This window comes from Massilia sp. 2TAF26, assembly GCF_052115005.1.
GTDB lineage: Bacteria > Pseudomonadota > Gammaproteobacteria > Burkholderiales > Burkholderiaceae_D > Telluria.
The window spans coordinates 17888-43752 of the sequence record NZ_JBFRFV010000038.1; the positions used below are offsets into that span (position 1 = coordinate 17888).

21 protein-coding genes and 1 pseudogene are annotated in these 25865 nt (G+C 68.2%); 14 read left to right on the top strand and 8 right to left on the bottom strand.

What is annotated here, in order from left to right; all coding sequences use genetic code 11:
- The first annotated feature begins 54 nt into the window (after nucleotides 1-54).
- Nucleotides 55-948, top strand: a complete 894-nt coding sequence (locus AB4Z32_RS24950) for a LysR family transcriptional regulator (protein WP_442124556.1) — start codon at nucleotides 55-57, stop codon at nucleotides 946-948.
- Here the strand turns inward: AB4Z32_RS24950 and AB4Z32_RS24955 are convergent.
- A complete protein-coding gene (locus AB4Z32_RS24955) occupies nucleotides 935-1729 on the bottom strand; it encodes a hypothetical protein (RefSeq protein ID WP_442124557.1) in 795 nt (264 codons plus the stop codon). The genes AB4Z32_RS24950 and AB4Z32_RS24955 overlap by 14 nt on opposite strands.
- 229 nt (nucleotides 1730-1958) lie before the next feature.
- Between AB4Z32_RS24955 and prsT the strand changes: the two genes are divergently transcribed.
- The 3 genes from prsT (at nucleotide 1959) to AB4Z32_RS24970 (ending at nucleotide 6163) form a co-directional block, all read left to right on the top strand.
- A complete protein-coding gene (gene prsT / locus AB4Z32_RS24960; RefSeq protein WP_442124558.1) occupies nucleotides 1959-4751 on the top strand; it encodes an XrtA/PEP-CTERM system TPR-repeat protein PrsT in 2793 nt (930 codons plus the stop codon).
- A 145-nt stretch (nucleotides 4752-4896) separates the two neighbouring features.
- Nucleotides 4897-5754 (top strand): protein phosphatase 2C domain-containing protein, encoded by an 858-nt coding sequence (locus tag AB4Z32_RS24965; RefSeq protein WP_442124559.1) that lies wholly within the window; start codon nucleotides 4897-4899, stop codon nucleotides 5752-5754.
- Between the two features lie 97 nt (nucleotides 5755-5851).
- The gene (locus tag AB4Z32_RS24970; protein WP_442124575.1) at nucleotides 5852-6163 is read left to right on the top strand and encodes a nuclear transport factor 2 family protein; all 312 of its coding nucleotides are present in this window, start codon (nucleotides 5852-5854) and stop codon (nucleotides 6161-6163) included.
- A gap of 14 nt (nucleotides 6164-6177) precedes the next feature.
- On the opposite strand, the gene AB4Z32_RS24975 is transcribed toward AB4Z32_RS24970, so the two are convergent.
- Together AB4Z32_RS24975 and AB4Z32_RS24980 are read right to left on the bottom strand one after the other, a co-directional pair.
- The gene (locus AB4Z32_RS24975; RefSeq protein WP_442124576.1) at nucleotides 6178-6537 is read right to left on the bottom strand and encodes a response regulator; all 360 of its coding nucleotides are present in this window, start codon (nucleotides 6535-6537) and stop codon (nucleotides 6178-6180) included.
- A 112-nt stretch (nucleotides 6538-6649) separates the two neighbouring features.
- Nucleotides 6650-8665: pseudogene (locus AB4Z32_RS24980) on the bottom strand (sensor histidine kinase); the annotation flags it as partial.
- A 239-nt stretch (nucleotides 8666-8904) separates the two neighbouring features.
- Here AB4Z32_RS24980 and AB4Z32_RS24985 point away from each other — a divergent pair.
- Together AB4Z32_RS24985 and AB4Z32_RS24990 are read left to right on the top strand one after the other, a co-directional pair.
- Nucleotides 8905-9063, top strand: coding sequence for a hypothetical protein (locus AB4Z32_RS24985; protein WP_442124560.1), 159 nt, complete (start codon nucleotides 8905-8907; stop codon nucleotides 9061-9063).
- A 37-nt stretch (nucleotides 9064-9100) separates the two neighbouring features.
- Nucleotides 9101-9427 (top strand): hypothetical protein, encoded by a 327-nt coding sequence (locus AB4Z32_RS24990; protein WP_442124561.1) that lies wholly within the window; start codon nucleotides 9101-9103, stop codon nucleotides 9425-9427.
- A 20-nt stretch (nucleotides 9428-9447) separates the two neighbouring features.
- Here the strand turns inward: AB4Z32_RS24990 and AB4Z32_RS24995 are convergent, their stop codons facing one another.
- Complete coding sequence (locus AB4Z32_RS24995; RefSeq protein ID WP_442124562.1) at nucleotides 9448-9885, bottom strand: carboxymuconolactone decarboxylase family protein; 438 nt, start codon at nucleotides 9883-9885, stop codon at nucleotides 9448-9450.
- Between the two features lie 109 nt (nucleotides 9886-9994).
- On the opposite strand from AB4Z32_RS24995, the gene sigJ reads away from it, so the two are divergent.
- Nucleotides 9995-10885: an RNA polymerase sigma factor SigJ gene (gene sigJ / locus AB4Z32_RS25000; RefSeq protein ID WP_442124563.1), complete on the top strand. Its 891-nt coding sequence runs from the start codon at nucleotides 9995-9997 to the stop codon at nucleotides 10883-10885.
- Here sigJ and AB4Z32_RS25005 read toward each other — a convergent pair.
- The 3 genes from AB4Z32_RS25005 to AB4Z32_RS25015 are packed head-to-tail and all read right to left on the bottom strand — an operon-like array spanning nucleotide 10873 to nucleotide 16465.
- Complete coding sequence (locus tag AB4Z32_RS25005) at nucleotides 10873-11847, bottom strand: LacI family DNA-binding transcriptional regulator (RefSeq protein ID WP_442124564.1); 975 nt, start codon at nucleotides 11845-11847, stop codon at nucleotides 10873-10875. The two genes, sigJ and AB4Z32_RS25005, sit on opposite strands and share 13 nt — an antisense overlap.
- The gene (locus AB4Z32_RS25010) at nucleotides 11847-14135 is read right to left on the bottom strand and encodes a GH92 family glycosyl hydrolase (RefSeq protein WP_442124565.1); all 2289 of its coding nucleotides are present in this window, start codon (nucleotides 14133-14135) and stop codon (nucleotides 11847-11849) included. Before AB4Z32_RS25010 ends, AB4Z32_RS25005 begins: the two co-directional genes overlap by 1 nt.
- On the bottom strand, nucleotides 14132-16465 hold the full coding sequence (locus AB4Z32_RS25015) for a GH92 family glycosyl hydrolase (protein ID WP_442124566.1): 2334 nt from the start codon (nucleotides 16463-16465) through the stop codon (nucleotides 14132-14134). The genes AB4Z32_RS25010 and AB4Z32_RS25015 overlap by 4 nt, the downstream gene beginning before the upstream one ends.
- Nucleotides 16466-16782: 317 nt before the next feature.
- Between AB4Z32_RS25015 and AB4Z32_RS25020 the strand changes: the two genes are divergently transcribed.
- From AB4Z32_RS25020 to AB4Z32_RS25050, 7 genes are all read left to right on the top strand, one after another.
- Nucleotides 16783-17274 carry a GNAT family N-acetyltransferase gene (locus AB4Z32_RS25020; RefSeq protein WP_442124567.1) on the top strand — a complete coding sequence of 164 codons (492 nt, stop codon included), beginning with the start codon at nucleotides 16783-16785 and terminating at the stop codon, nucleotides 17272-17274.
- Between the two features lie 115 nt (nucleotides 17275-17389).
- Complete coding sequence (locus AB4Z32_RS25025) at nucleotides 17390-17824, top strand: type IV pilin protein (RefSeq protein ID WP_442124568.1); 435 nt, start codon at nucleotides 17390-17392, stop codon at nucleotides 17822-17824.
- Nucleotides 17812-18450 (top strand): pilus assembly FimT family protein, encoded by a 639-nt coding sequence (locus AB4Z32_RS25030; protein ID WP_442124569.1) that lies wholly within the window; start codon nucleotides 17812-17814, stop codon nucleotides 18448-18450. The genes AB4Z32_RS25025 and AB4Z32_RS25030 overlap by 13 nt, the downstream gene beginning before the upstream one ends.
- Nucleotides 18447-18887 (top strand): type IV pilus modification PilV family protein, encoded by a 441-nt coding sequence (locus AB4Z32_RS25035; protein ID WP_442124570.1) that lies wholly within the window; start codon nucleotides 18447-18449, stop codon nucleotides 18885-18887. The genes AB4Z32_RS25030 and AB4Z32_RS25035 overlap by 4 nt, the downstream gene beginning before the upstream one ends.
- Before the next feature lie 8 nt (nucleotides 18888-18895).
- Complete coding sequence (locus tag AB4Z32_RS25040; protein ID WP_442124571.1) at nucleotides 18896-20092, top strand: PilW family protein; 1197 nt, start codon at nucleotides 18896-18898, stop codon at nucleotides 20090-20092.
- A complete protein-coding gene (locus AB4Z32_RS25045; RefSeq protein WP_442124572.1) occupies nucleotides 20092-20694 on the top strand; it encodes a pilus assembly PilX family protein in 603 nt (200 codons plus the stop codon). The genes AB4Z32_RS25040 and AB4Z32_RS25045 overlap by 1 nt, the downstream gene beginning before the upstream one ends.
- Nucleotides 20695-20707: 13 nt before the next feature.
- Nucleotides 20708-24979, top strand: a complete 4272-nt coding sequence (locus AB4Z32_RS25050; RefSeq protein ID WP_442124573.1) for a pilus assembly protein — start codon at nucleotides 20708-20710, stop codon at nucleotides 24977-24979.
- Nucleotides 24980-25000: 21 nt separating this feature from the next.
- On the opposite strand, the gene AB4Z32_RS25055 is transcribed toward AB4Z32_RS25050, so the two are convergent.
- Nucleotides 25001-25865, bottom strand: an 865-nt coding sequence (locus AB4Z32_RS25055) for a DUF3108 domain-containing protein (protein ID WP_442124574.1), incomplete at its 5' end; no start/stop codon positions are given.

Below are 25865 nucleotides of genomic sequence, written 5' to 3' on the forward strand. Positions count from 1 at the left end.
ATCGCCGGGATAAATGGAATTGCATGAGATGGCATATCCGGTATACATTTATGCATGACTCCGACCATCGAATGGGAGCTCTACCGCTCCTTCCTCGGCGTGTTGCGCACCGGCTCGCTGTCCGGCGCCGCGCGTCTGTTGGGCGTGGCGCAGCCGACCGTGGGCCGCCACATCGCGGCGCTCGAGGCGGCGCTCGGCCTGGTCCTGTTCACCCGCTCGCAGACCGGGTTGCTGGCAACCGACGCCGCCCAGGCCCTGCGCCCGCATGCCGAAGCGATGCAGAGCACGGCCGCCGCGCTGGAGCGGGCGGCGGCCGGCTTCGGCGACGGCGTACGCGGCGTGGTGCGGGTGACGGCCAGCGAAGTGATCGGTGTCGAGGTGCTGCCGCCGATCCTCGGCGCCTTGCGCGAGCGCTATCCGGCGCTGAAGGTGGAGCTGGTGTTGTCCAACGAGATGCAGGACCTGCTGCAGCGCGAAGCCGACATCGCCATCCGCATGGCGCCGCCGCACCAGGACCAGCTGGTGGCGCGGCGCATCGGCACGATCGAGCTGGGTCTGCACGCCAGTCCTGCCTACCTGGCGCGGCACGGCAGCCCGTTAAACCTGGACGATCTTGCCGGCCATACGGTGATCGGCTTCGACCGGATGACGCCCTTCGTGCGGCAGGCGCTCGCGCGGCTGCCCGGCATCGGGCGCGAGCTGTTCTCGCTGCGCACCGACAGCGACCTGGCCCAGCTGGCGCTGATCCGGGCCGGGGCCGGCATCGGCGTCTGCCAGGCGCCGCTGGCGAGGCGTACTCCCTCGCTGGTGCGGCTGTTGCCGGACGCGCTGGCGCTGCCGCTGGACACCTGGGTGGCGATGCACGAGGATTTGCGCGGCAGTCCACGCTGCAAGGCCGCCTTCGACGCCCTGGCCGAGGGCCTGCTGGACTATGTCAGGGGCGCTTGAAACGGCGCCGGCGCGACAGGCCGAGCATCAGCAGGCCGAGGCCTGTCAGCGGCAGCGCGCCTGGTAGCGGCACCAGGCTGACCTGGCCTTCGATGACGTCGTTCTGGCAGGTCTCGCCCCAGTGCATGGCCAGCGAGGAGTACTTCAGCAGGTCGGACGAGGAGGCGAGGGTGATGGTGAACTTGAGTTCCTTGTTCGCGGTCACGGTCCAGTTGCCGGTCATGCCGGTGTAGGACACGTTCGGGTTGCTCTTGGTGTTGACGGCGGTCGCCTGGCCGTTGCGGTAGACGCAGTTGCTGCCCCGGTAGCAGTTCATGAAGTAGTCGGAGTCGAGCACGTTGGCGTCGTTGGTCTTGCCGTTCAACTGGTACAGCTTGAAGCTCCCGCCGCTGTTGCTGAAGCGGTCGTCCAGCGCGAAGCCGTAGGACCACAGGGTGCCGTTATTGTCGTTGTCCTTGACGTGGTTGGCGTCGCTGCCGTAGGGGTTCCAGGTCTGGGCCAGGAACAGGTCGCCGTAGCCGATGCCGCCGGGGACGATGTTCGAGTCCATGCCGGCGTGGCCGGCGAAGCTGGTCGCGATCGCGATGGTCAGCACATTCCCCACCCGGGAAATAGTGGCGCCCTGGATGTCGTAGGTGCTGCCGCCGATGACGTCGCCGTAGCCGTGGCTGTCCGATCCCCAATAGGCGTTGACGCCGGTATCGCTGATGCCGCCGGCGTGGGCGTTCATGGCAGCGGCGAGCGCGATAGCGCCGAGGACGAGCTTGAGCAGGCTTTTCACGGATCCCCCAGTGGTCTTGTTGTCACTATTTTTTAAGCAGAAATCATGCCACAAATAAACATGCATTGTAAATCAGGCATTTAACTTTGGGTCGGTTTGTGCGATCTACGCAACTGTAAAACTTCCCGTCACCAGCGCCTCGCTGAAAGGAGTTCGATTAGGAAATTTTTCTTGCCTGCCCGTTGATGGCACCGCGACAATACGTTTTTGATCTCGAACGGTGTCGACGATGCCTGCTTTCCTCAGCACTTCCAGACTGCTGTGCACCTTGGTGCTGCCCATCCTGCTGGCCGCCTGCCAGAGCGAGTCGGGCGCCGAGCTGCGCGCCAGGGCCAGGCAGTTCCGCCAGCACGGCGACCAGCGCAGCGCAGTGATCACGCTGAAGAACGCGGTGGCGGCGGAACCCGGCAACGCCGAGACCCGCTACCTGCTTGCCGCCACCTATCTCGAGACGGGCGACGGCATGACGGCGGAGAAGGAGGCGCGCCAGGCCTTGAACCTGGGCTATGCCAAGGAGGCGGCGCTGGCGCTGCTGGCGAAGTCGCTCACGCTGCAGGCCGAATTCCAGAGGGCGCTGGACGACACCGGCAAGGACGGTGACGCCGCCGGCGGGCTGCTGGCGGCGCGCGCCGACGCCTGGCTGGCCCTCGACAAGCAGGATCGTGCGCGAGCGCTCTACGAAAGGGCGCTGCAGGCGCGGCCCTTCGATGCCGCCGCCATGATCGGCATGGGCCGGCTGGCCTACCTGAACGGCGATCCGGACGGCGCCGGCGCCTGGGCCGAACGCATCCTGGCGCGCGAACCCGCGCAGATCGACGCCCTGATGTTCAAGGCCGAGCTGTTGCGCGCCGGGGACCAGGGGCGGCGGGCGCTCGACATCTACGACCAGGTGTTGAAGCTGCAGCCCCAGCATCGTTCGGCCCACGTCGAGAAGGCCTATACCGCCATCGGCCTGGGACGCTACGACATGGCCCAGGCCGAGCTGGACGCCGCGCTCAAGCTGGCGCCGGGCAGCGTGCTGGTGGCCTATACCCAGGGCCTGCTCGACTATTCGCGGGGGCGCACGCAGGCCGCCCACGATGCGCTGCTGAAGGTGTTGCGGGTCGCGCCGGAACACATGCCCAGCGTGCTGCTGGCCGGCGTCGTGAATTACCGGCTCGGCTCCTACTACCTGGCCGAGCACCACTTCCGCCACTACCTGGAGCGCAATCCCGACAATCTGTACGCGCGCAAGATGCTGGCATCGAGCCTGCTCGGCAGCGGCCATAGCCAGGAAGCGCGCGAAGCGCTGGAACCGATGCTGCTCACGCCCCAGGCCAGCGGCTTCGGCGACGCCCAGCTGCTGGCGCTGGCCGGCGAATCGTCGATGCGCGCGCGCGACTTCGCCAGGGCCGCCGACATGTTCGAGAAGGCGAGCGAACTCGATCCGGGTTCGAGCAGCCTGCGCACCTCGCTCGGCCTGTCCAGGCTGGAGAAAGGCGACACCGCGCGCGCCCTGCGCGAGCTGCAGGCCGCGGTCGAGCTGGACCGCGCCTCGCTCGACGCGGCGGTGACCCTGATCCGCACCGAACTGCGGCTGCGCCAGTTCGACGCCGCCGGCCAGGCGGTGCAGGCCCTCGAAAGGGTGAAGCCGAACGAACCGGTCGTCCAGGAACTCAAGGGATTGGTGGCGATCGCCCGCCATGACCCCGGCGCGGCGCGCGCCTCGCTGCAGCGCGCGCTGGTTCTCGACCCGGCATATTTTGCGGCCGCGGCCGACCTGGCCCAGCTGGCGCTGGACGAGAAGCACCCCGGCCTGGCGCGCACCCTCATGCTCGACTTCCAGGCCAGGAACCCGGCCAGCGTGCCGGCGCTGACCATGCTCGCCTCGCTGGCCGACGCCACCGGCAGGCAGGACGAGGCGACGCGCTGGCTGGAGCAGGCCGCCGCCGTCGACCCCAACGCGGTCGGCCCGGCCGTCAACCTGATCGGCCAGTACCTGCGTACCGGCCGCCAGGAGAAGGCACTGAACCTGGCGCGCACGCTGCAGGTCGGACACCCGGACAATCCCGACCTGCTCGACCTGCTGGGCAAGAGCCAGCTCGCGAACGGCGAACGAAGCGAGGCGCTGGAGACCTACCGCAAGCTGTCCTTGGCGCTGCCGCGTTCGGCCCAGGCGCTGATGCAGGTGGCGGCCCTGTCGCTGGTGCAGAACCTGCCGGCGCAGGCCGAGGACGCGCTGAAGGGTGTGCTGGCGATCCAGCCCGACTTTCCGTCGGCCCAGGTCGCGCTGGCCGAAATCTATGTGCGCAAGGGCTCGCGCGACCTTGCGCTGCTGGTCGCCGACCAGCTCCAGCGCCGCCATCCGGAAGCCGCGGCCGGCTACCAGCTGCAGGGCGACATCCTGATGTCCAAGCGCCAGTCTGCCGAGGCGCTGGCGCTGTACGAACGCGCCTTCCAGCTCAAGCCGGGCACCGAGCTGGCGATCAAGATCGACGATGCGCTGCGCCAGTCCGGCCGCGTCCCGGAAGCCGGCGGCCGACTCGAACGCTGGCTGGCGGCCCACCCGGACGACGTGCGCGCGCTGGCCTACAAGGCCCAGACCCTGATGGCCGCGGGCGAGTTCCGGCAGGCGGCCGGCCAGCTGGAGGCGGTGCTGAAGCGCCAGCCGGACAACCCGGTCGTCCTCAACAACCTGGCGCTGGCCTACCAGGAACTGGGCGACACCCGCGCCCAGGCCACCGCCGAAGCGGCCTACCTGCGCGCCGGCGAACAGCCGGACGTGATGGACACCCTGGCCTGGATCCTGGTCGAGAACGGCGCCGGCAGCGCGGAGCGTGAGCGCGGCCTGGCGCTGCTGCGCAAGGCCCACCTGCTTGCGCCGAAGGCCCGCGACGTCCGCTACCATCTGGCGGCGGCCCTGGCGAAGAACGGCGACCGTGCCGGCGCGCGCAAGGAGCTGGAAGCGCTGGCGGCCGGCGACATGCGCTTCGCCCAGGCCGCGCAGGTGCGCGGGCTGCTGGCGGCGCTGCGGCGCGACTGACGACCGGAGGCCCCATGACCTGGCAAACCACCCTCGAATTCAAGACCGCCGGACGCGGCACCCGCGACATCACCGCCGCCGGGTGGTGGTGACCGTGCTGGGCGGCTGAGTTATAGTTGAGGCAATGTATCCGGTGGAGAGATGGATGAGGTGGACATCAGTGTCCTCGGCGGCCGACGGCCATGGCAACGAGGATCATGTGGCGGTATTCGAGCGGGACGAGGTGACCGATATCGTGGTGCTGGACGGCGCCAGTTCGGTGGCGCAGCAAGACTATATCGACAGTGAGAACGGCGACGTCGCCTGGTTCGTGCGCCGCTTCGGCGCGGCCTTCGGCAGGGCGTTGACGGGGAGCGGGTCGCAGGAGCAGGTGGTGCGCGCGGCGCTGGACGAGGTCCGCGCCGAATTTCATGCGCGTACCGACGGCGTGGCGGTGCCGGTGTATGCCTGGCCGATCGCGGCCATGACCTGGATCCGCATCATGCCGGGACGCGGCGCCTCCGAACTGATCCTCTACTGCCTGGGCGACTGCAAGACCCTGCTGTTGCGCCCGGACGGCGGCGTGCAGGACCTCGATCCCTATGTGAACCCGCAGGAGGCGGTGGTCCAGGATGCCGTCGCCGCGCTGGCGCGCGAAGGCGTGCAGGACCCGGCGGCGCGGCGCGAGCGCCTGCTGCCCATGCTCAGGCGCCGCCGCGAGGAACAGAACACGGCCTTGCAGCCGCCCGGACTGTGCCTGGAACCCGCCGGACCGTTTGCCGCGCGCCGCCATGCGCTGCGCGCCGAACCGGGGTCCATGCTGCTGGCCATGACCGACGGTTTCTACCGCCTGTCCGACACCTATGCGCTGTACACCGACGCCGGCCTGGCCCGCGCCTGCGCGCGCGACGGCCTCGAGACGCTGCTGGCCGAATTGCGTGCCCACGAGCGCAGCGGCGGCGCCGGCACCGGGCTGGCGGTCAAGCAGGCCGACGACGCCTCGGCCGTGGCCTGGCGTTGCTGATCGTCTTTTCAACGAGGAGGAAGCCATGAGTGAAGCAGGGCAGCAGGAACTGATCGAACGCTACCTGGCGGCATATAACGCCTTCGACATCGAGGCCATGCTGGCCCAGCTCGAGCCCGGCATCCGCTTCGAGAATTTTTCGGGCGGCCAGCTCACCGCCGAGAGCAGCGGCATCGCGGCCTTCCGCCAGCTCGCCGAGCAGTCGAAAGGGCTGTTTTCGGAACGCGAGCAGCGCGTGACCGGCATGGTGCGCGTGGGCGAGCTGCTGGTGGTGGAGATCGCCTGGCGCGGCCGGCTGGCGGCCGACGTTCCCGGCGGTCCGCCCGCCGGCACCCTGCTCGAAATGAAGGGCCGCTCCGAGTTTGCCTTCGGCGCGTCCGGCATCGCCAGGATCGTCGACCGCAGCTGACCCGCCGGGTTGCGCTAGCCGGTGCGCGGCGCGCGCTGGCGCAGTACCGCCAGCAGCCGGCCGGCGTCCACCGGCTTGACGAAATGGTGGTCGAAGCCGGCCTCGCGCGAGAGTTCGCGGTCGCCCTGCTGGCCGTAGCCGGTCAGGGCGACATAAAGGGCGCCGCTGCAGCCCGGCTGGGCGCGCAGGCGCCGCGCCAGCTCGTAACCGTCCATGCCCGGCATGCCGATGTCGAGGATGAAGGCGTCCGGGGCGGCCGCCGGCGCCGCCGCCAGCGCGCTGCGGGGATCGCTGAAGCTCTCGACCCGGTGGCCCGCGGCCGCCAGCAGGGCGGCCAGCATGGTGACGGCATCGACGTTGTCGTCCACCAGCATCAGCGACAGCGGTGCGCCGGCGGCCGACGCCGCGCCATCCTCGCCGCCGTCGTGGCCGGCGGCGGCGCTGGCCGCCGTCGTGGCCGGCGGCGGCGCTGGCCGCCAGCGGCACTTCGACCGTGAAGCAGCTGCCCTGGCCCGGGCCGCCGCTGTGGGCGTGGATCCGGCCGCCGTGGGCCAGCACGATGGTGCGCGCCAGCGCCAGGCCCAGGCCGAGGCCGCCCTGGGCGCGGTCGGGCGTACGCGTGCCCTGGGTGAACAGGTCGAACACCTGCGGCAGCAGGGCCGCGTCGATGCCGCTGCCGTTGTCGCTCACCAGGACCCGCGCGTGGCCGCCGCTCACCTCGAGCGTCACGCCGATGCGGCCGCCGGCCGCCGTGTACTTGGCGGCGTTGGCCAGCAGGTTGGCGAACACCTGGATCAGGCGCGCGCGGTCGCCGAGCACCAGCACCGGGGCGCCGTCCGCGCCGAGCGCCAGCGACAGGTCGTGGCGGCGCGCTTCGATCAGCGGATTCGCCTGTTCGGCCGCGCTCAGGATCGCGCTGCGCAGGTCGATTTCCGCTTTTTCGTACTGCACCATGCCGCGGGTGACCCGCGAGACGTCCAGCAAGTCGTTCACCAGTGAGGTCATGTGGTTGACCTGGCGCCCGATCACCTCGGCGAAGTTGCGTACCTTGGCCGGATCGGCGGGGGCGATGCGCAGCACCTGGGCGGCGGCGCTGATCGGCGCCAGCGGATTGCGCAGCTCGTGGGCCAGCATCGCCAGGAATTCGTCCTTGCGCCGGTTGGCGTCTTGCAGGGCATCCTCGGCCAGCTTCTTTTCGTGGATGTCGGTATCGGTGCCCAGCCACTTGACGATGCCGCCGCCGGCGCCGCGCAGCGGCAGCGCGCGCGCCAGGATCCAGCGGAATTCGCCGCTGTGGTGGCGCAGCCGGTAGGTCATCTCGTAGGGCTCGCCCCGCGCCACGCTGCGGGCCCAGATCTCGCGGCCGGCCTGGCGGTCGTCCGGGTGCAGTGCCGCGTCGGCCCACATCGCGCCTTCGGCGTCGCCCCGGCGCAGGCCGACGAAGTCGTAGAACCGGTCGTTGTGGTAATCGATGCTGCCGTCCGGCAGGGCGGTCCAGACCATCTGCGGCATCGCGTTGGTGATGGTGCGGAAGCGCTGCCTTTCCTCTTCGGCCTCGCGCGCCGCTTCAAGCGCGCGCTGCTCGCTTGCCAGCAGCTCGTCCTCGAACTGCTTGCGCTCGGTGACGTCGCGGGTGGTGCCGGCCACCGCCTCGACCTCGCCGTCCGGACCCAGCACCGGCACGAAGATGTAGTCGTACATGCGGCGCCCGAAAGTACCGTTGAAGGGCACTTCGCCGCGGATCGGGCGCCTGGTGGCCTTGACCTCTTCGATCTCGCGGTCGTGCATGGCGGCGTGCCAGTCCGGGTAGCCCAGCTCGAGGCAATTCTTGCCGATCGCCTCATCCCAGGACCTGCCCCACATCTGCAGCAGCACCGCGTTGGCATACACGAAGCGGTGCTGCAGGTCGAACACATAGACCAGGTCGGGCGTGGCGGACAGGATCGCCTCGTACAGGCGGCCGCGGCGATCGTTGTCGCGTTCGCGCAGGTGGCGCTGCACGATCAGCGCCGCCAGGTCGGCGAAATAGGCGATGTCGTCGCCAAGGGCGCGGGCGGGCGAGCAGGGCGCACGGTGATAGAGGGCGATCGTGCCGATCACCCCGCCGCCGGGCGCGTGCAGCGGGTAGGACCAGCAGGCCCGGATGCCGTGGGCATTTGCCAGCGGAAGCCAGGGCGCCATGCGCGGCTCGGCCGCGATGTCGGGCACGATCACGGACTCGCGCAGGTGGGCGGCGCGGCCGCAGGTGGCTTCCTGGATACCGATCGGGATGAGCGCGAGGGCGGCGCTGAGGGCTGCGTCCATGCCGATCGACGCCCCCAGCGTCAGTTCACCGCTGCCTGGTTCGGCCACATGGATCGTCGCCATGGTCGCTTCGCCGGTCAGCCGGCAGGCCGCCTGCAGCAGGCTGGCGAGCAGGCTGTCGAACGGGGCGCCGCGGACGGCGAGGGCCAGCACGTCCTTCACGCTTTCGAGGTTCAAGCGGTCCTGCGTATTGCCCATCGTCGCTCCGGCACTCGCGTCGATGAGGCGCCGACGCGTTAAAAGAAATGCATTCTAGCGCAGGATGATTGAGGGCAAGGTTCGGTTGAGCGATCCTGCACGAAATCGCTGTTGTGACGGGGAGACAGGGCTGTATGCGCTGAAACAATGCATATGGATATAGCAATCCATTCGTGTCGCGGGTTCCGGAGCGCGCGTATTATCATTAAGGATACTCAAACGCACATGAAAGGGATTCCATGACCACCGATAAAGGCTTCCGCCTCTCCCGTCTTTCGCAGCAGAAACAGCGCGCCCGCCGGGTCCGCATCGGCGTGGTGCTGGTGCTGTGCGCCCTCCCGGTAGCCATGGCCCTGGCCAAGTCGGGCCTCGGCCTGGTCCAATCCGCGCCGCTCTGACAGAACCATGCCACAACAACATTACGGGGAAGCGGACATGCGCGCACGCAACGGAAAATTCGGCACCCGGGACGAGGGCATTGTGGCAAGAGACCTGCGCCGGGTGCTGCTGGGCACCGGCGCGATCCTGCTGGTGCCGCTGGTGGCGATGCGCTTCACCGCAGAGGTGAACTGGGACGTGCTGGACTTCGCCGTCGCCGGCGTGCTGCTGGCCGGCATCGGCAGCCTCTACGTCCTGCTGACCCGTAAGCTTCGCACCGCCACGCAACGCCGCGCCATCGGCGGCGGCCTGCTGCTGACCCTGATGCTGGTCTGGGCCGAACTCGCGGTCGGCATCTTCGGCAGCCCGATCGCGGGCAGCTGAGCCACCCGCATTCTCCCCCTTTATGCCGCCGGCTGCGCGCCAAAGCCGATCGCCAGGCGGTTCCAGCTGTTGATGGCCCCGATGGCAAGGCTCAGGTCGACCATCTCGCGCTCGCTGAACTGTTCCCGCAGCGCCGCATAATCCGCATCCAGCGCCGGCTGTTCCGACAACCGGGTCAGGGCTTCGGTCCAGGCCAGGGCGGCGCGTTCGCGCGGACTGAAGAAGGGCGTCTCGCGCCACACGGCCACCGCGTACAGGCGGCGTTCGCTTTCGCCGGCCTTGCGCGCATCGGCGGCATGCATGTCGACGCAGTATCCGCAACCGTTGATCTGGGAAGCGCGCAGCTTGACCAGTTCGAGCAGGCTGTGTTCGAGCCCGGACTCGCGGACATAGTTCTCGACGCCCAGCAGGGCTTTGTAGGCGGACGGCGAGGCTTTGTAAAAATCGAGGCGTTGCATGGTGTACTCCTTCAGTTTGGTTGGCTTACACTCCTTAGTCGAAGCGGTCGCGCCGTTTGTGACAGTTTTTTTGCTGTCACAAACCTGCGGCCCGTACCGTCTAATGATCATGGACACGACAATCGACATTTTCCAGGGCCTGCGCCCGCGCCTGTTCGGCATCGCCTACCGCATGCTGGGCGTGCGCGCGGACGCCGAGGACATCGTGCAGGAAGCCTGGCTGCGCTGGCAGCACGGCGGCATCGACGCCGCCCGGATTCCGGAAGCCTGGCTGGTGACGGTGGTGACCCGCATGGCCATCGACCGCCTGCGCGGCGCCATGCTCGAGCGTGAGCGCTATGTCGGCCCCTGGCTGCCGGAACCGCTGGTCGAAGACAGCGCCGAGTCGCCCGAGGCCGCGCTGGAAGCGGCCGGCGATATCTCGACCGCCTTCCTGCTGATGCTGGAGCGCCTCGGCCCCGAGGAGCGCGCCGTGTTCCTGCTGCACCAGGTATTCGACTTCGGCTATGACGAGGTGGCGGCGATGGTCGGCAAGACCGAGGCGGCCTGCCGCAAGATCCTGCAGCGGGCGCGCGAGCGAGTGCGGGCGGAGCGCCCGCGCTTCGCGGTCGGGCGCGAGCAGCACCTGGCGCTGCTGGCCAGGTTCGTCGAGGCCTCGCGCTCGGGCGAGGCGGCGCGCGTGCAGGAACTGCTGACCGAGGATGTGAGCTATATGGGCGACGGCGGCGGCAAGGCCAAGACCACGGTGCGCGCCGTGCTGGGCGCCGACCGCGTGGCGCGCCTGGTGGTGGGCATCGAACGCAAGTGGACGGACCGCGGCCACCACCAGCTGATCGAAGTGAACGGCGCCCCGGGGCTGCTGACCTGGCGCGACGGCCAGCCGGATTCGGTCACCTCACTGGAGATCCGCGAGGGCCGCATCGCCGGCATCTACGTGGTGCGCAACCCGGACAAGCTGGGCTCCCTGCCGAAGCTGGCCGGGCGGCCTCAGTCGTCGTAACTGCTCTCGCGCACGATCAGCTGCACGGGCAGGGTCTGTTCGGCGTTCTGCTTGTCCAGCAGCAGGGCGACCCCGGCGGCGCCCAGGGCTTCCTTGTCGATTGCGATGCTGGACAGCGGCGGGATCGCCTGGGCGGCGGCGCTGATGTCGTCGAAGCCGACGATGGCGATGTCGGATGGGACCTTTAGGCCGGCGTCCAGGCAGGTCTGCATCGCCGTCAGGGCCGCGCTGTCGTTGTAGCAGAACAGGGCGTCGGGGCGCGGCTTCATGGCCAGCAGCTTCAGCATGGCCTGGCGCACGCCCTCGGCCGGGTCGGCGCAGCCGGGCACGTGGACTTCGAGTTCCGGATCGGCCAGCATGCGGGCCTCGAACAGGGCCTTGCGGTAGCCGCGCTCGCGCTGGTGGATGCTGTAGTGGGCCAGCGAGCCGGCGATCATGGCGATGCGGCGGCGGCCGGTGCGGATCAGGTGGCGGGTGGCCAGGTAGCCGCCCAGGTGGTGGTCGGGATTGACGGAAGTGAAGCCGGGCAGGTGCATGTCGACCAGCACCAGGGGCTTTCCGCTGTCGCGCAGCACCGCCACCAGCTCCGGTTCGAAGTAGCCGGCGCACAGGATGGCGTCCGGCTGCTGGGCGCGCACCAGCTCGGCCACCGCTTCGCCCGGGTGCACGACGTAGAAGGACAAGGCCACGCCGGCGCGCCGGCAAGCCTGTTCGGCGCCCTGCAGCACCGGCGAGTAGAAGGGGCTGGACGACAGGGTGTTGTGCTGCTCGTGTAGTAAAAAGGCGATGCGCCGGATCGCGCCCAGGCGCAGGCGGTTGAAGTCGTAGCCCAGCTCGCGCGCGGCGGACAGGATCCGCGCGCGAGTCGGTTCGCCCAGGCCGGGCTGGTTCTTCAGGGCGCGCGACACCGTGCCGATCGAGCAGCCGGTGAGGTGCGCCAGATCGCGGACGGTGACGGTCATCAGCGTTTCTCCGAAGGATCCTGCGAGAAGGAGTAGGGCGCGTCGGCGGCGGCCGTGCCGCGGCGCTGGTTCGGCTTGTCCGACATGCGGAACTCCAGCTGGGCGCCGTGCATCAGCTCATCGTGGCCGATCCAGTTGCGGCTGACCGGCTTGCCGTCGATGCTGAGGGCATCCACGTAGCGTTTCGTGTCGCTGTTGCCGGGCGCCTTGATGCTCACCTTGCGGCCGTTCTCCAGGTGCAGCACGGCTTCCGGGAACAGCGGCGCGCCCAGCGCGTACTGGGGGCTGCTCGGCGTGACCGGATAGAAGCCAAGGGCGGAGAACACGTACCAGGCCGAGGTCTGGCCATTGTCTTCGTCGCCGCAATAGCCGTCCGGCGTCGCGCGGTACAGGCGGTTCATCACTTCGCGCGCCCAGTACTGGGTCTTCCAGGGGGCGCCGGCATAGTCGTACAGGTAGATCATGTGCTGGATCGGCTGGTTGCCGTGGGCGTACTGGCCCATGCCGGCAATCTGCATCTCGCGGATTTCGTGGATCACCTGGCCATAATAGCTGTCATCGAACACGGGCGGCATGGTCCACACAGCATCGAGCTTGTTGACGAAGGCCTGGCGTCCGCCCATCAGTTCGATCAGGCCGACGACGTCGTGGAACACCGACCAGGTGTAATGCCAGCTGTTCCCCTCGGTGAAGGCATCGCCCCACTTGAAGGGATTGAAGGGCGCCTGGAAGCTGCCGTCCTTGTTCTTGCCGCGCATCAGGCCGGTTTCCGGATCGAAGAGCTTGCGGTAGTTGCGGGCCCGTTCGGCATACACGCCGATCTCGGACTGCGGCTTGCCGAGCGCCTTGCCGAGCTGGTAGATGGCGAAGTCGTCGTAGGCGTATTCGAGGGTGCGGGCGGCGTTTTCCTTGATGCCGGAATCGTAGGGCACGTAGCCGAGGCGCTTGTAGTCCTCGACGCCGGCGCGGCCGACGGCTTCCATCGGTCCGGCGTTGTTGGCGCCGTGGACCAGGGCCTGCCACAGGGTCTCGATGTCGTAGCCGCGCAGGCCCTTGAGCCAGGCTTCCGCCACCACCGAGGCCGAGTTATTGCCGACCATGACGTTGGCATAGCCGGGGCTCGACCATTCTGGCAGCCAGCCGCCTTCCTTGAAGTCGTTCGCCAGGCCTTCCTGCATCTCGCGGTTGACCGACGGGTACATCAGGTTGAGGAAGGGGTAGAGGGCGCGGAAGGTGTCCCAGAATCCGGTGCCGGCGAACATCCGGCCCGGCAGCACCTGGCCGTTGTAGGGACTCCAGTGGACCGGCTTGCCGGCTTCGTCGAGTTCGTACAGCTTGTTCGGGAACTGCACCATGCGGTACAGGCTCGAATAGAAGGTGCGCTGCTGGTCGATGCTGGCGCCCTTGATCTCGACCCGGCCCAGCACCTCGTTCCAGCGCTTCGCGGCCTTGGCGCGGGTGGCGTCGAAATCGTCGCTGCCGATCTCGCGCGCCAGGTTGCGCTCGGCCTGTTCCAGGCTGATGAAGGAGGAAGCCACGCGCATGCCGACCTTTTCGCCGTCGGCGGTCGCAAAGCCGACGATGGCGCCGGCATGGTCGACCTTCGCTTCCTGGGCGCCGGCGAGGATCTTGTCGCCGTCCCATACTTCGCCGCTCTTGAAGGGTTTGTCGAACTGGATCACGAACCAGTTGCGGAAGTTGGTGAGCGGCTTGCCCGCGTGGCGGGTCGAGTAGCCGACGATCTTGCGCTCGCCGGGGATCAGTTTTACGTAGGAGCCCTTGTCGAGGGCGTCGATCACCACCCAGGCCTGCTCGGTCTTCGGGAAGGTGAAGCGGAACTGGGCGGCGCGCTCGGTGGGCGTGAGCTCGGCGGTGACGTCGCTGTCGGCCAGGTAGACGCGGTAGTAGTCCGGCTTGGCCAGCTCCGCCTTGTGCGAGAACCAGCTGGCGCGGTCGTCTTCCTTGAAGCGCTTGGCGCCGGTCACCGGCATGATGGCGAACTGGCCGTAGTCGTTCATCCAGGGCGAAGGCTGGTGGGTCTGCTTGAAGCCGCGGATGCGGTCGGCCGTATAGGTATAGGCCCAGCCATTGCCCATCTTGCCGGTCTGCGGCGTCCAGTAGTTCATGCCCCAGGGGATGCCGACCGAGGGATAGGTATTCCCGTTCGAGAGTTCGGGCTTGCTGTCGGTGCCCATCAGCGGGTTCACATGGTCGAGCGGGGCGGCCTGGACGTGGAAGCTGGCGATGGCAGCCAGGCCGAGTGCGGCGGCGAAGAGAGTCGGTTTCATTGGTAGGCCGTTTGCGTGTAGGGGCGGGCGGTTTTGTCCTTGCCCCAGTTGGTGTTCGGGGTCGGCTGCATGGTGAATACCAGCTCGCCGCCCGCCAGGATGTCTTCGTGGCGCAGATAGCTGCGCGCCAGCGCCTTGCCGTTCAGGGTGACGCTGCCGACGTAGCCGTTGGCGTCCGACAGGTTCACGGCGCGCACCGTGAACTGCCTGCCGTTCGGCAGGTTCAGCGTGGCCTTCTCGACGAAGGGACGGCCGATCACGTACTCGTTGGTCCCCGGCGCCACCGGATAGAAGCCCATCGCCGTGAAGGCCAGCCAGGCCGAGGTCTGGCCCAGGTCGTCGTTGCCGGCCAGGCCATCCGGCGCATCCTTGTACTGGCTGGCCACGATCTGGGCCAGGCGCCCCTGGGTCTTCCACGGTGCGCCGGCATAGTTGTACAGGTAGGCCACGTGGTGCGAAGGCTCGTTGCCGTGGGCGTAGTGGCCGATCAGGCCGGAGATGTCTTCCATGTGGGCGTAGACGTTGGCATCGACCCTGGCGTCGAAGACCTGGTCGATCTTGCTGACCAGGCCGGCGTCGCCGCCGAGGAACTTCACCAGGCCCGCGTTATCGTGGGGCATGTACCAGGAATACTGCCAGGCGCTGCCCTCGGTATAGTCGCTGCCGAAGTTCGACTGCACCGGATCGAAGGGGGTGCGGAACTCGCCGGTCGACTTGCGGGCGCGGACGAAGCCGGTCTTCGGATCGAACACATTGCGCCAGTTCTGGGCCCGCTTGTAATAGCGTTCGGCCACGTCCTTCTTGCCCATCTTCTCGGCCATGCGCGCGATGGTCCAGTCGTCGAAGGCGTATTCGACGGTCTTCGAGGCCGCCTCCGGTTCGAGGTCGATCGGCACGTAGCCGTATTTCATGTAGTGCTGCAGGCCGCCGTAGGGACCGTATTCCGCGCTGGCGGTCATCGCCCGCAGCGCCTGTTCCGGATCGAAGCCGCGGATGCCCTTCATGTAGGCGTCGGCGATCACCGGCACCGCGTGGTAGCCGATCATGCACCAGGTTTCGAGTCCGGCGAACTGCCACACCGGCAGGATCCCGTAGGGGCTGGCCTGCTGGGAGGCGATCAGGGAGCGCACGAAGTCGGCGTTGCGCTGTTCCGGCTGGATCAGGGTCAGCAGCGGATGCAGGGCGCGGTAGGTGTCCCACAGCGAGAAGGTGGAGTGGAAGCGGAAACCGTCCGCCTGGTGGACCTGGTTGTCCGGCCCGCGGTAGGCTCCGCTGCGGTCCATGAAGAGGCTCGGCGCCAGCAGGCTGTGATACAGGCTCGTATAGACCATGCGCTTCATCGGCTGCGGCGCCTCGATGTCGACGGCGCCGAGGGCCTGCTCCCAGGCTGCGCTGGCGTTCGCGCGTTCCTTGTCGAAGTCCCAGCCCGGCATCTCGTCCAGGTTGGCCAGGGCGCCATCCTCGCTGACGGCGGAGACGGCCACCTTCACCAGCAGCGGAGCGTCGCCGAGCTTGCCGAAGTCGAGCGCCGCCTCGAGCGCCTTGCCCTCGACCAGGATTTTGTCAAGCGGGGTCTTGCCGGGCGAAGCGAAGCCGCGGTACTCGACGCCTTCCTCGCGGTTCATCAGTTGGTGCGACTGGAGCGGGCGCGAGAAGCGGATCGCGAAATACAGCTGGCGGCCCGGTGCCCAGCCGCGCGTCTCGCGCATGCCGGTGATCGTGTCCTGCCCGCGCAGGCGCAGGCGCGACCACAGGTTCTTGCCGTACCAGTCGTAGATGCTGCTGCGCAGGTCGAGCACGACCCGGGCCTCGGATCCCGGCTTGAAGCGGTAGCGGTGCAGACCGACCCGCTCGCTGGCCGTGAGTTCGACGCCGACCTCGTTGTCGAGCAGTTTGACCGCGTAGTAGCCCGGCTCTGCATGCTCGTCCTTGTGCGAGAAGCGCGAGCGGTAGCCGCTGAAGGGGCGTTCCGGATAGCCGGGCTCCAGTTTCAGCTCGCCGCTGGTGGGCATCAGCAGTACGTCGCCGAGGTCGGAGTGGCCGGCGCCGGAAAAGTGGGTATGCGAGAAGCCGAGGATGGAGTCGTCTTCGTAGCGGTAGCCGGCGGCCCAGGGATAGCTCTGCTTGAAGTGGCGGACCTGGGTGTCGGGGCTCAACTGGATCATGCCGAACGGCCGCGTGGCGCCGGGGAAGGTGTGGCCGTCGCCGCCGGTGCCGACGAAGACGTTGACCTCCGCCACCCGGCTGCCGGGCGCCGCGGCCCCCGCGACGCCGGCGCATAGCAGGCCGGCCGCCAGTGAAATGGCGGAGAGAGAAATGCGCTTGCCCATCGTGTCTCCTTGCTGTTATTCCGGAAACATAGCCCGATTTTTTTCGGTCAGCAACAAGCGCACGATCCCGGACCTCCTGTTTATAGCGTTTACTAAACAAATGTCGTGCAGACGCCATGCCACGGTCCCGCTTACCCAGTACGCATGGAGCAGAGAAGGCGAAGGGGAAGCCGGACGGCGACGCGTTACCCTGTTTGTTTAGTCGGGTGCCCGGCGCCGGGAGCTGCCGTGAAGCGCCCGATCGGGCATAATGCCGGGCCATGCCGAACCGCCGAGATATCACGACAAAGCCAACGCCGCCGGCCACGCCGCGGTGGATGACCGAAGACGACCTGGACGCCGTACTGGCCGTGCAGGCCGCCTGCTACCCGCCGTCCATGCAGGAGCCGGCCGATATCGTGCTGGCGCGCCTTCGGGCGGCGCGGGACAGTTGCCTGGTCGCCTGCGACGCCGAGGGCGTTTGCGCCTATGTGTTCGCCTATGCGTCGCGGCGCGGCGCGGTCACGCCGCTGGATGCCGCCTTCCAGTCGGCCGCCGATGCCGACACCCTGTACATCCACGACATGGCGGTGGCGCCGCGTGCGCTCGGCCAGGGACTGGCGCGGCGGCTGGCCGGCGGCCTGCTGGAACGCGGACGGTCGCGCGGCCTGGCCTGGTCGGCCCTGGTGGCGGTGCAGGATTCGCGCCGCTTCTGGGAAGGACTGGGTTTTGCCGCCCACGGCCTGGCGCCTGGCGGGCAGGGGGCGCGGGCGCTGCTGAGCTATCCGGACGGTGCGCTCTACATGGCGCGCGCCCTGCATGCCGGATAGCGATGTCTGTTCCATATCTTCCTGCGTAATTCGTTGTTTTTTGTCGCCAGACGAGCCCAAAATTGCCCCGCTTACGCTAATATTGTCGGTGGGCAAGTTTTTTCCGGGAATTCCTATGTCGAGCACCATCCGTACGACTGCGCGGGCGCGCGGATTCACCCTTATCGAACTGATGATCGTGGTGGCCATCGTCGGCATCCTGAGCGCCGTCGCGATCCCCGCCTACAACAATCACGTGATGCGCGCGCGTCTGGCGGAAGCGTATTCCGGCCTCGGCACCGTGCAGACCAATGCCGAGGAATTCTGGTCGAACAACCACACCTACGCCAGTTTCGACCGCCTGCCGCCGGACAGCGCCAACTTCGGCTACGTCCTGACCAGCGGCGACGCCTCGAGCTATGTGGTCACCGCGGCGGGCAAGGGCCCGGCCACCGGTTTCTCCTTCACCATCGACCAGAACGGCAACCGGGCCACGCCGAAGGCGCCCACCGGCTGGTCGACCAGCACCACCTGCTGGATCGACCGCAAGGACGGCCGGTGCGTGCAATAAGCCCCGCAGCGCCGCGCGCCAGCGGCTTCACCCTGGTCGAGGCGGCCGTCGTGGTCGCGATCATCGGGATCCTGGCCGGCGTCGGCATTCCCAGCATGTCCAGCTGGCTGGTGGGACGCAAGGCCATGGCCGCCACCGGCTATTACGCCGACGGCTTCGCCTTCGCGCGCAACCAGGCCATCAGTCACAACACCGCCAGCCGGCTGGTGCTGGACGACCATCCGGCCTCCGGCCAGCTGCAGTGGCGGGTCGATCTCTGCTACCCGAGCAGCGACGACCTCTGCGACGACGCCAGCACCGGTTGGTCCACCCCGACCGCGGCGGCGGCCGGCGATCCGCGCGGGGCCCAGGGCGACAAGTCGGTGGTGCGCAGTGCCGACGGCCTGCCTTCGTCGAGCGCGGTCGCGCTGGTGGTCGGCCCTTCCGGCGCCAACGCCGCCTATTTCACTGCCCTCGGCTGGGTCGACACCCGGATCTCGCCGCAGATCGCACGCATCACCTTGTCGCCCACGGCCGGCGGTTCGGTCAGCTTCACGCCGATGGCGGTGTCGCTGACCCTGGCCGGCGTGGCCTCGCGCTGCGACCCGGGCGTGGCCGCGCCCGACCGCCGCAGGTGCCCGCGATGAGCCGCCCGCGCATGCCGAAGCCGGGCGCGCAGCGCGGCTTCGCCCTGATCGAAGCCCTGGTCGCGGTGGTCATCCTCGCCATCGGCCTGATCGGCACCTTGGGCCTGCAGGCCCGGTCCTATTCGGCACTGGAGGATTCGGCGATGCGCACGGAAGCCACGCTGGCCGCCGAATCGCTGCTTGGCACCATGGCCACCGACCAGGCCAACCTGACGTCCTATGCGGTGGTCGAGAGGGCCGCGCCGAGCACCCAGCTGAAGCCCTGGTTCGACGCGACCGTCAAACGGATTCCGTCGGCCGTCATCAGCGTGACGGTGACGCCGGCCACCGACGCCTCCGGCAGCCGGATCGATATCGCGATCGCCTGGACCCGTAAAGGGGGCGCCAAGGCCAACCAGTACCGCGTCACCTCCTACGTCTCGGGCAGCAAGCAATGAGGAAGCACATGCGCTCACCGCAGGGCGGTTTCTCGCTGGTCGAGCTGATGGTCAGCATCGTGATCGGCATGCTGGCGCTGCTGTTCGCGGTGCGCCTGGTGACCAGCGCCGACAGCACCCAGCGGCATGCGGTCGGCGGCTCGGACGCGATGCAGAACGGGATGCTGGCGCTGTTCTCGATGAGCGGCGACGCCGCCCAGGCCGGCTATGGCCTGAACGACCCGCTGATCGCGGGCTGCAACACCATTTTCAAGGACACCGGCGGCTACACGCTGGCCTCGGTGAACGTCGGCGGCGCCGCCGTGCAGCCGCTGGCACCCATCATCATCGAGCCGCAGGCGGCCGGCGCCAACGCCAACGCCGCCACCAACGGCGAGAATCCCGACCGCATCAGCTTCTACGCCGGCAGCTCGATCACCGGCACCGGCACCCTGCGCCTGCTGTCCGGCTACACCAACGGCACCCGCATCGTGGTCGACCGCCGGCCCTACGGCTTCCGCCAGGGCGACGTGATCGTGGTCGTACCCGAGCAGCTGGGCGGCAAGTGCTCGCTGGCCCAGGTGTCGTCCGATCCCGACGCGCTGCCGGCGCTGCCGGCCCAGCAATCGATCGACGTCAACCAGGACGACGCTTACCGCTACAACAGCGGGGCGCTGGGCGCCAGCTTCGGCGCCGGCGTCTCGCGCGTGTTCAACCTCGGCCCGCCGGAATCCCTGTCCTTCCATACCTGGTCGGTCGCGGACGGCTTCCTGCAGCTGCGTTCGACCGACCTCGATGGGGCCGGCACCAATGCTGCAGCCGTCGCCGGCGACATCGTCTCGATCAAGGCGCAATACGGCTTCGACAACCGCGCCGGCATGAACTTCACGCCGGACGCCGGCATGCAGGTGAAGCAGTGGTCGGCATCCATGATCGACGCCGACGGCGACGGCGTGACCGGCGGCGCCGGCGACTACCTGCGTATCGCCGCGGTGCGCCTGGCCGTGGTCGCGCGCAGCAAGTCGCCCGAGTCGCCGGCGGCCGGCGCCAGCTGCACCGCCACGCCGGCGCCGCTGCAGGTGTTCGCCAACGCCACCGGCAGCGCCGCCGCGGCGCCGGTCAAGGTCAGCCTGGCGGTGCCGGGCGACAGCGTCGACTGGCGCTGCTACCGCTACCGCGTGTTCGAGACCGTGGTCCCGCTGCGTAACTTCGTGTGGAGGCCGTAATGAAGAAGACGTACCGCCTGCTTGGGGGCGCGCGCGAGCAGGGTGCGGCACTGCCGGTGATGCTGATCATCCTCGCCGTCATGCTGCTGGGTAGCGTGTACCTGCTCAGGTCCAGCCACTCGACCGCGCTGGCGACCGGTAACCTGGCCTATGACGCCACCCTCAACCGCGCCGCCGACCTCGGCCTCCACCAGGGCTTCCAGTGGCTGAGCACGACCGCCGCCAGCAACAAGACCGCGCTCGAAGCCGACGACCTCGCCGACGGCTACCACTCCTCGCTGGACACCAAGGTGACCCCGCGCGACGCTGGTTTCTGGGACTCGGCCAAGACCGTCACCGATGCCGACGGCAACAAGATCGACTACGTGGTGCACCGCCTGTGCGCGCGCGACGGCCGCTACGACGGCAAGGACAACCGCTGCGTGCAGACTTCGTCGGTGAAGGGCAGCCTTGGCAACGCCGTGGCGCTGGGCGAGAGCCTGGCCGCCGATGCCCCCAGCTACGACGGCGCGCCGCAACTTCATTATGTGATCGCCTCGCGTATCAACGGTCCGCGCGGCAGCAATGTGATCAACCAGATGATCGTGCTGATCGGCGTTTAAGCTCAGGCCTCCCATGAAAAGACTCTTCGCCTTCCTGTTCCTGCTCGTGCTCGCCCTCGGCGCGTCCGCGGCCCCGACCAATATCGCCCAACTGCCGCTGCTGAATATCTCGGGCAGCGGCAACGTCAAGCCCAATTTGATGCTGTTGTACGATAACTCGGGCTCGATGACCTATACCTATACGCCGGACTACATCGTCGATTCGACCAGCTGCCGCACCGGGTCCACGCTGGCGAGCGGCACCACCAACTGCACGCCCGGCTACCCGCCGTTCAACAGCGCCGATTTCAACCGCCAGTACTACAACCCGGCGATCCGCTACACGCCGCCGGTCGACGACCTCGGCAACTCCTATGCGTCGATGACGCGTACCCAGACCACGAACTGGACCTCGGTGCCGACCGACGGCTTTGGCATCAACAACAGCAATATCTCGATGCAGGGCGAGAGCAAGTCGAACCTGGCCAGCGGCTTCCCGGACCTCGGCTGGTGCAACTCGAAGACCTGCCTGTACGGCAATCCCAACTACGCCTATCCGGACGGCACCTACAAGACCTCGACGCCTTACACCACGGCGCCGTACTACTACACCATCAACGTGGCCGAGTACTGCAAGGAAGCGGGCCTGATCAACTGCAAGGGCGTCGCGGTCGGTTCGCCGGCGCCGGCAGGCTATCCCTATCCAGCCAAGGTCCGCTGGTGCAACAGCACCAGCATGAGCGACTGCCAGGCGAAGTACGTCAACACGAAGGTCGACAAATACATCTATCCACGCTTTTCGACTTCGGCCAGCACGGTGACCGCGGCCTACGGCACCGTCACCATCGGCGCCTCCAGCACCACCAGCGACCTGGTCATCAACAGCATTTCGGTGGCGGAGTCCGGCGGCACCGTCGTCATCACCGGCGGCGCGATCACCGCGGTCGGCGGCACCACCACCCTGTCCAAGCAGGCCAGCCTGGCCACCGCGCTGGCCGCCTCGATCATCGCGAAGACCGGCCTGAAGAACCAGTACCTGGCCTGTGTGCAGGCGCCGACCAGTTCCTCGGTGCCGGCCTGCTCGACCTACGGCATCAACCTCGGCACCAGCAACGTGGTCGCGATCGTGCCGATCGTCTGCCCGAGCGGCGCCACCAAGGACAGCCCGGACTGCACGGTGGTGGCGGACGGCAGCCGCAACGGCTGGGCGGTCAGCGTCAGCGCCCAGACCAAGACCATCACCAGCAAGCAAAGCGATGTGATCCCGACCACCGCCAGCGCCATCGGCGCCGGTGCGCCGGTGTTCGTCCGCACCGACATCGTCTCGACCAACAACAGCTATCCGAAGGCGCCGGCGCGCACCGACTGCGCCGGCAGCACCTGCACCTACGACGAGGAGATGACCAACTTCGCCAACTGGTACGCCTATTACAAGACGCGCAACCAGATGATGAAGACGGCGGTCGGCCAGGCCTTCCAGGCGCTGAACGGCAACTACAAGGTCGGCATCGTCTCGCTGTCGAACGCGGCGGCCCAGCCGGAGACCGCCAACGGCTTCACCTATCCCGCCGAATTCACCGGCGCCAACCGTACCGCCTGGTACAACGCCCTGTACAAGATGAGCGCATCCGGCTCGACCCCGATGCGCCTGGCCCTGAACGCGGTCGGCAGGATGTATGCGAACCTCGGCAAGTTCCAGCGGCCGGCCGGCTCGGAAGTGATCGAGTATCCCTGCCAGCAGAACTTCGCCTTCGTCACGACCGACGGCTACTGGAACGGCGGCGCTGCCACCAGCGTCTCCAGCAGCGACAACGTGGAAAACCTGGCTCGCTTCTGCAGCAAGCGTCTCGGCTGCGTCGACCCGCGCGCCCAGACCGCGGCCTCGCTGGCCGACGTCGCACTGCACTGGTACAACGGCGGCTCCAGCACCAGTACCACCTCGTTGCGCCCCGATATCGACGACATGAGCAAGGACGGCGTGGTGCCGGCCGCCGCCGGCGACAACCAGCACCTGCATATGAACACCTACGCGCTCGGCCTGGGCGTGGACGGGATCATGGCCTTCGACCCGAAGTACGACACCGGCGCCACCGAAGGATCGGACTTCTACAAGCTGGTCACAGGCGTCACCACCGGCTGCCCCTGGAACAACAAGGGCGCCTATGTGTGGCCGGACCCGAACACCGGCGATGCCAGCGGCGGCGCGGCCTACCAGGAGCGGGTCGACGACCTGTGGCACGCGGCGATCAACGGCCACGGCAAGTACTTCAGCGCCAATGACCCGGCCGAAGTCGTGACCGGCCTCGGCAAGGCACTGGCGAACATCGAAGTGCACGTCGGCGCGGCCGCGGCATCGGCCACCTCGACCCCCAACATCACGCTCGAGGACAACGACATCTTCTCGGCCACCTTCACCACCGTCAAATGGTTCGGCGTGCTCACCGACCGCAAGCTCGATCCGGTCAGCGGGGAAGTCATCAAGACCATCGCCTGGCACTCGAGCAATACGGTCGGCGCCAAGGTGGCGGCATCTACCGATACCCGCAGCATCAAGATGCTGGACGTCGACAACGGCGGCCTCAAGGACTTCCTGTACGCGGGGATGAACGCCACCGAGAAAGCCTGGTTCGACAACAAGTGCGGCGCGCTCGCGCAGTGCTCCAACCTGTCGGCCGCCGACCGCCTGGTCGTCAACAACGGCAGCAATATCGTCGCCTGGCTGCGCGGGCAGCAGCAGTATGCGGACGACACCCGCCTGCGCGCCTACACGCTGTCGAACCCCAAGGACGACGGCGTCACGCAGGTGCTGCCGATCGTGCTCGGCGACATTGCCTCGTCCAAGCCGGCCTACCAGCGCGAGCCGCGCAAGAACTACACGGCCACCGGCTACAGCAAGTTCAAGGTCGACAATGCGGCGCGTAAGCCGGTGGTGTTCGTTGCCGCCAACGACGGCATGCTGCACACCTTCGATGCCGCCAACGGCAGCGAGCTGTGGGCCTACGTCCCGCGCATCACCATGAAGAAGCTGTACCAGCAGGCCGGCACGACCTACAGTACCAACCACCAGTTCACCACCGACGGTTCGCCCGAACTCGGCGACGTCAAGATCAATGGCATCTGGCGTTCGGTGGTGGTGGCCGGCTTGAACGGAGGCGGTCGCGGTTACTATGCGGTCGACGTCACCGACCCCGCCAATCCGTCCGCGCTGTGGGAGCTCTGCGCCGACGCGGAAGTCTGCACCGGCAACCGCTTCGACGCCGACATCGGCCTGAGCTTCGGCAACCCGCAGTTCGGCACCTGGAAGGATGCCTCCGGCACCGAGCATTGGGTGGTGTTCCTGACCTCCGGCTACAACAACGTGCCGTCCACCGGCTTCGGCGGCAACGGCAAGGGCTACCTGTACGTGGTCGACGTGGCCAGCGGCCAGGTGCTGAGCAAGACCAGCACCAATGTCGGCGACACCACCACGCCCTCGGGCCTGGCCAAGATCACCGCGATCACCAACAATCCGCTCACAGACCCGCTGGTGACCTATGTCTACGGCGGCGACAACCAGGGCAAGATGTGGCGCTTCGACTTTACCGCCGGCGGCAACCCGACGGTGCTGCAGATGGGCGACGCCGGCACCGGCCAGCCCGTCACCAGTCGCCCCGAGGTCACCCTGTGCCAGGTGACTTCGACCGACGCCTCCGGCCAAACCACGGTGGGCGCGCAGAAGGTCGTGGTGTTCGGCACCGGCCGCCTGCTCGACTTGCCCGATATCGCGGATACCAGCAAGCAGAGCGTCTACGTGCTGAAGGACAGCGGCACCGGCATCGGCGCCGCCAGCTGGCGCAATTCGACCTCGATGGCCAAGCAGTCGCTGGCGCGTCCGGCCGGCACCCAGGCCTACACGATCAGCGGCCCGGCCGTGAACCTCGGCAGCCAGGCCGGCTGGTTCTTCGATCTCGACCAGAACGCCGGCGAACGCGTCAACCTCGACCCGAAGGTGGCGGCCGGTACCCTGACCGTGGTGTCGAATATTCCTTCGTCCTCGTCCTCGTGCAAGGTCGGCGGCAGCAGCAACGTCTACCAGCTGAACGTCTGCACGGCGGCGCCGGTCAACACCCAGCAGGGCATCGGCGCGATCGCGGGCCAGTCCCTGTCGGGCAATTCGGCGGCGGTCGGCTTCATCATCGTGCGCCTGCCCTCGGGCGCCCTGAAGATGGTCACCACCACCGCGGACGGCAATACCATCACCTCGAGCGTGGCGCGCGCCAGCGACGTCGAGGCCCACCGCGCCGGCTGGCGCCGGGTGCGCAACTAAGGCATCGGCTGGACTTGCGGATCAGGGAGCAGGGGCCGCGCGCACGGCCCCGCTGAGGGTCTGGGTCTCGACCCTGCCGTCAGTACCGCTCAGGCGCAGTTGCACCGGCAGCCAGTCCTGCGAAGGCGCCAGCCACAGTTCGAGCCGGGCTTCGCCGGGCGCCGCCAGCCGCGCCAGATGCCAGGCCGGCATGCTGCCGATGCCGGTGTCGACCTCTTCCTGGCCGAGTACCTGGTAGCGTTCGACCCCCACCTGCGATGCGCCGGCCACCACGATCCTGATCTCGTTCTGCAGCTGCTCGGGCCGTCCCAGCGCGATGGCGGCCAGCTGCACCAGCACGGAAGCGCGGTCCTGCATGCCGACCGCGCCCGGCGCGGGATTGCCGGCGCCCTGGAAGCGGACCTCGCCCGTTGTCGCATCGAAGCTGGTGCTTGTGCTGCCATCCGCCCGGATTTCGGTGGCGAGGGCCGGCGCGATGCCGGTATCGCCGCTGATGCCGCGGCTGGACAGGCGGCCGAGGATGCCGTCGAATTCCAGGCTGTAGCCGCTGTCGTCGCTGCGCCAGTCGAGGTAGGCCTGGCCGTCCGCCCGTCCCGGCGAGGTGAAGCTCAGGCGTGCGCTGGCCGGCAGGCGCAGGCGGTAGCGGCCCGCCATCGGCAGCAGTGCGTTCTCGCCGGGCGAGGCGGCAGGGGCGGGCCGGGTCGTGGGGCCGGTGATGGCCGGGGTGGCCACGCCGGCCGGTGGCGGCGCTTCGGTCACGGCCGCAGCGGGCGGCGGGGCAGGGGGCCGCCTTGGGGTGGGCTCGGGCGCTGCGTCGACGGGCCTGTCCGCAGCTTGCGCGGGCCGGCTGTCCTGCGGACGGTGCGGCGCCGCGGCCGTGTCCACC

Coding starts and splice junctions, on each gene's coding strand:
- AB4Z32_RS24950 (WP_442124556.1), top strand. CDS start 55: ATGACTCCGACCATCGAATGGGAGCTCTACCGCTCCTTCCTCGGCGTG.
- prsT (WP_442124558.1), top strand. CDS start 1,959: ATGCCTGCTTTCCTCAGCACTTCCAGACTGCTGTGCACCTTGGTGCTG.
- AB4Z32_RS24965 (WP_442124559.1), top strand. CDS start 4,897: ATGAGGTGGACATCAGTGTCCTCGGCGGCCGACGGCCATGGCAACGAG.
- AB4Z32_RS24970 (WP_442124575.1), top strand. CDS start 5,852: ATGCTGGCCCAGCTCGAGCCCGGCATCCGCTTCGAGAATTTTTCGGGC.
- AB4Z32_RS24975 (WP_442124576.1), bottom strand. CDS start 6,537: ATGCTGGTGGACGACAACGTCGATGCCGTCACCATGCTGGCCGCCCTG.
- AB4Z32_RS24985 (WP_442124560.1), top strand. CDS start 8,905: ATGACCACCGATAAAGGCTTCCGCCTCTCCCGTCTTTCGCAGCAGAAA.
- AB4Z32_RS24990 (WP_442124561.1), top strand. CDS start 9,101: ATGCGCGCACGCAACGGAAAATTCGGCACCCGGGACGAGGGCATTGTG.
- AB4Z32_RS24995 (WP_442124562.1), bottom strand. CDS start 9,885: ATGCAACGCCTCGATTTTTACAAAGCCTCGCCGTCCGCCTACAAAGCC.
- sigJ (WP_442124563.1), top strand. CDS start 9,995: ATGGACACGACAATCGACATTTTCCAGGGCCTGCGCCCGCGCCTGTTC.
- AB4Z32_RS25005 (WP_442124564.1), bottom strand. CDS start 11,847: ATGACCGTCACCGTCCGCGATCTGGCGCACCTCACCGGCTGCTCGATC.
- AB4Z32_RS25010 (WP_442124565.1), bottom strand. CDS start 14,135: ATGAAACCGACTCTCTTCGCCGCCGCACTCGGCCTGGCTGCCATCGCC.
- AB4Z32_RS25015 (WP_442124566.1), bottom strand. CDS start 16,465: ATGGGCAAGCGCATTTCTCTCTCCGCCATTTCACTGGCGGCCGGCCTG.
- AB4Z32_RS25020 (WP_442124567.1), top strand. CDS start 16,783: ATGACCGAAGACGACCTGGACGCCGTACTGGCCGTGCAGGCCGCCTGC.
- AB4Z32_RS25025 (WP_442124568.1), top strand. CDS start 17,390: ATGTCGAGCACCATCCGTACGACTGCGCGGGCGCGCGGATTCACCCTT.
- AB4Z32_RS25035 (WP_442124570.1), top strand. CDS start 18,447: ATGAGCCGCCCGCGCATGCCGAAGCCGGGCGCGCAGCGCGGCTTCGCC.
- AB4Z32_RS25040 (WP_442124571.1), top strand. CDS start 18,896: ATGCGCTCACCGCAGGGCGGTTTCTCGCTGGTCGAGCTGATGGTCAGC.
- AB4Z32_RS25045 (WP_442124572.1), top strand. CDS start 20,092: ATGAAGAAGACGTACCGCCTGCTTGGGGGCGCGCGCGAGCAGGGTGCG.
- AB4Z32_RS25050 (WP_442124573.1), top strand. CDS start 20,708: ATGAAAAGACTCTTCGCCTTCCTGTTCCTGCTCGTGCTCGCCCTCGGC.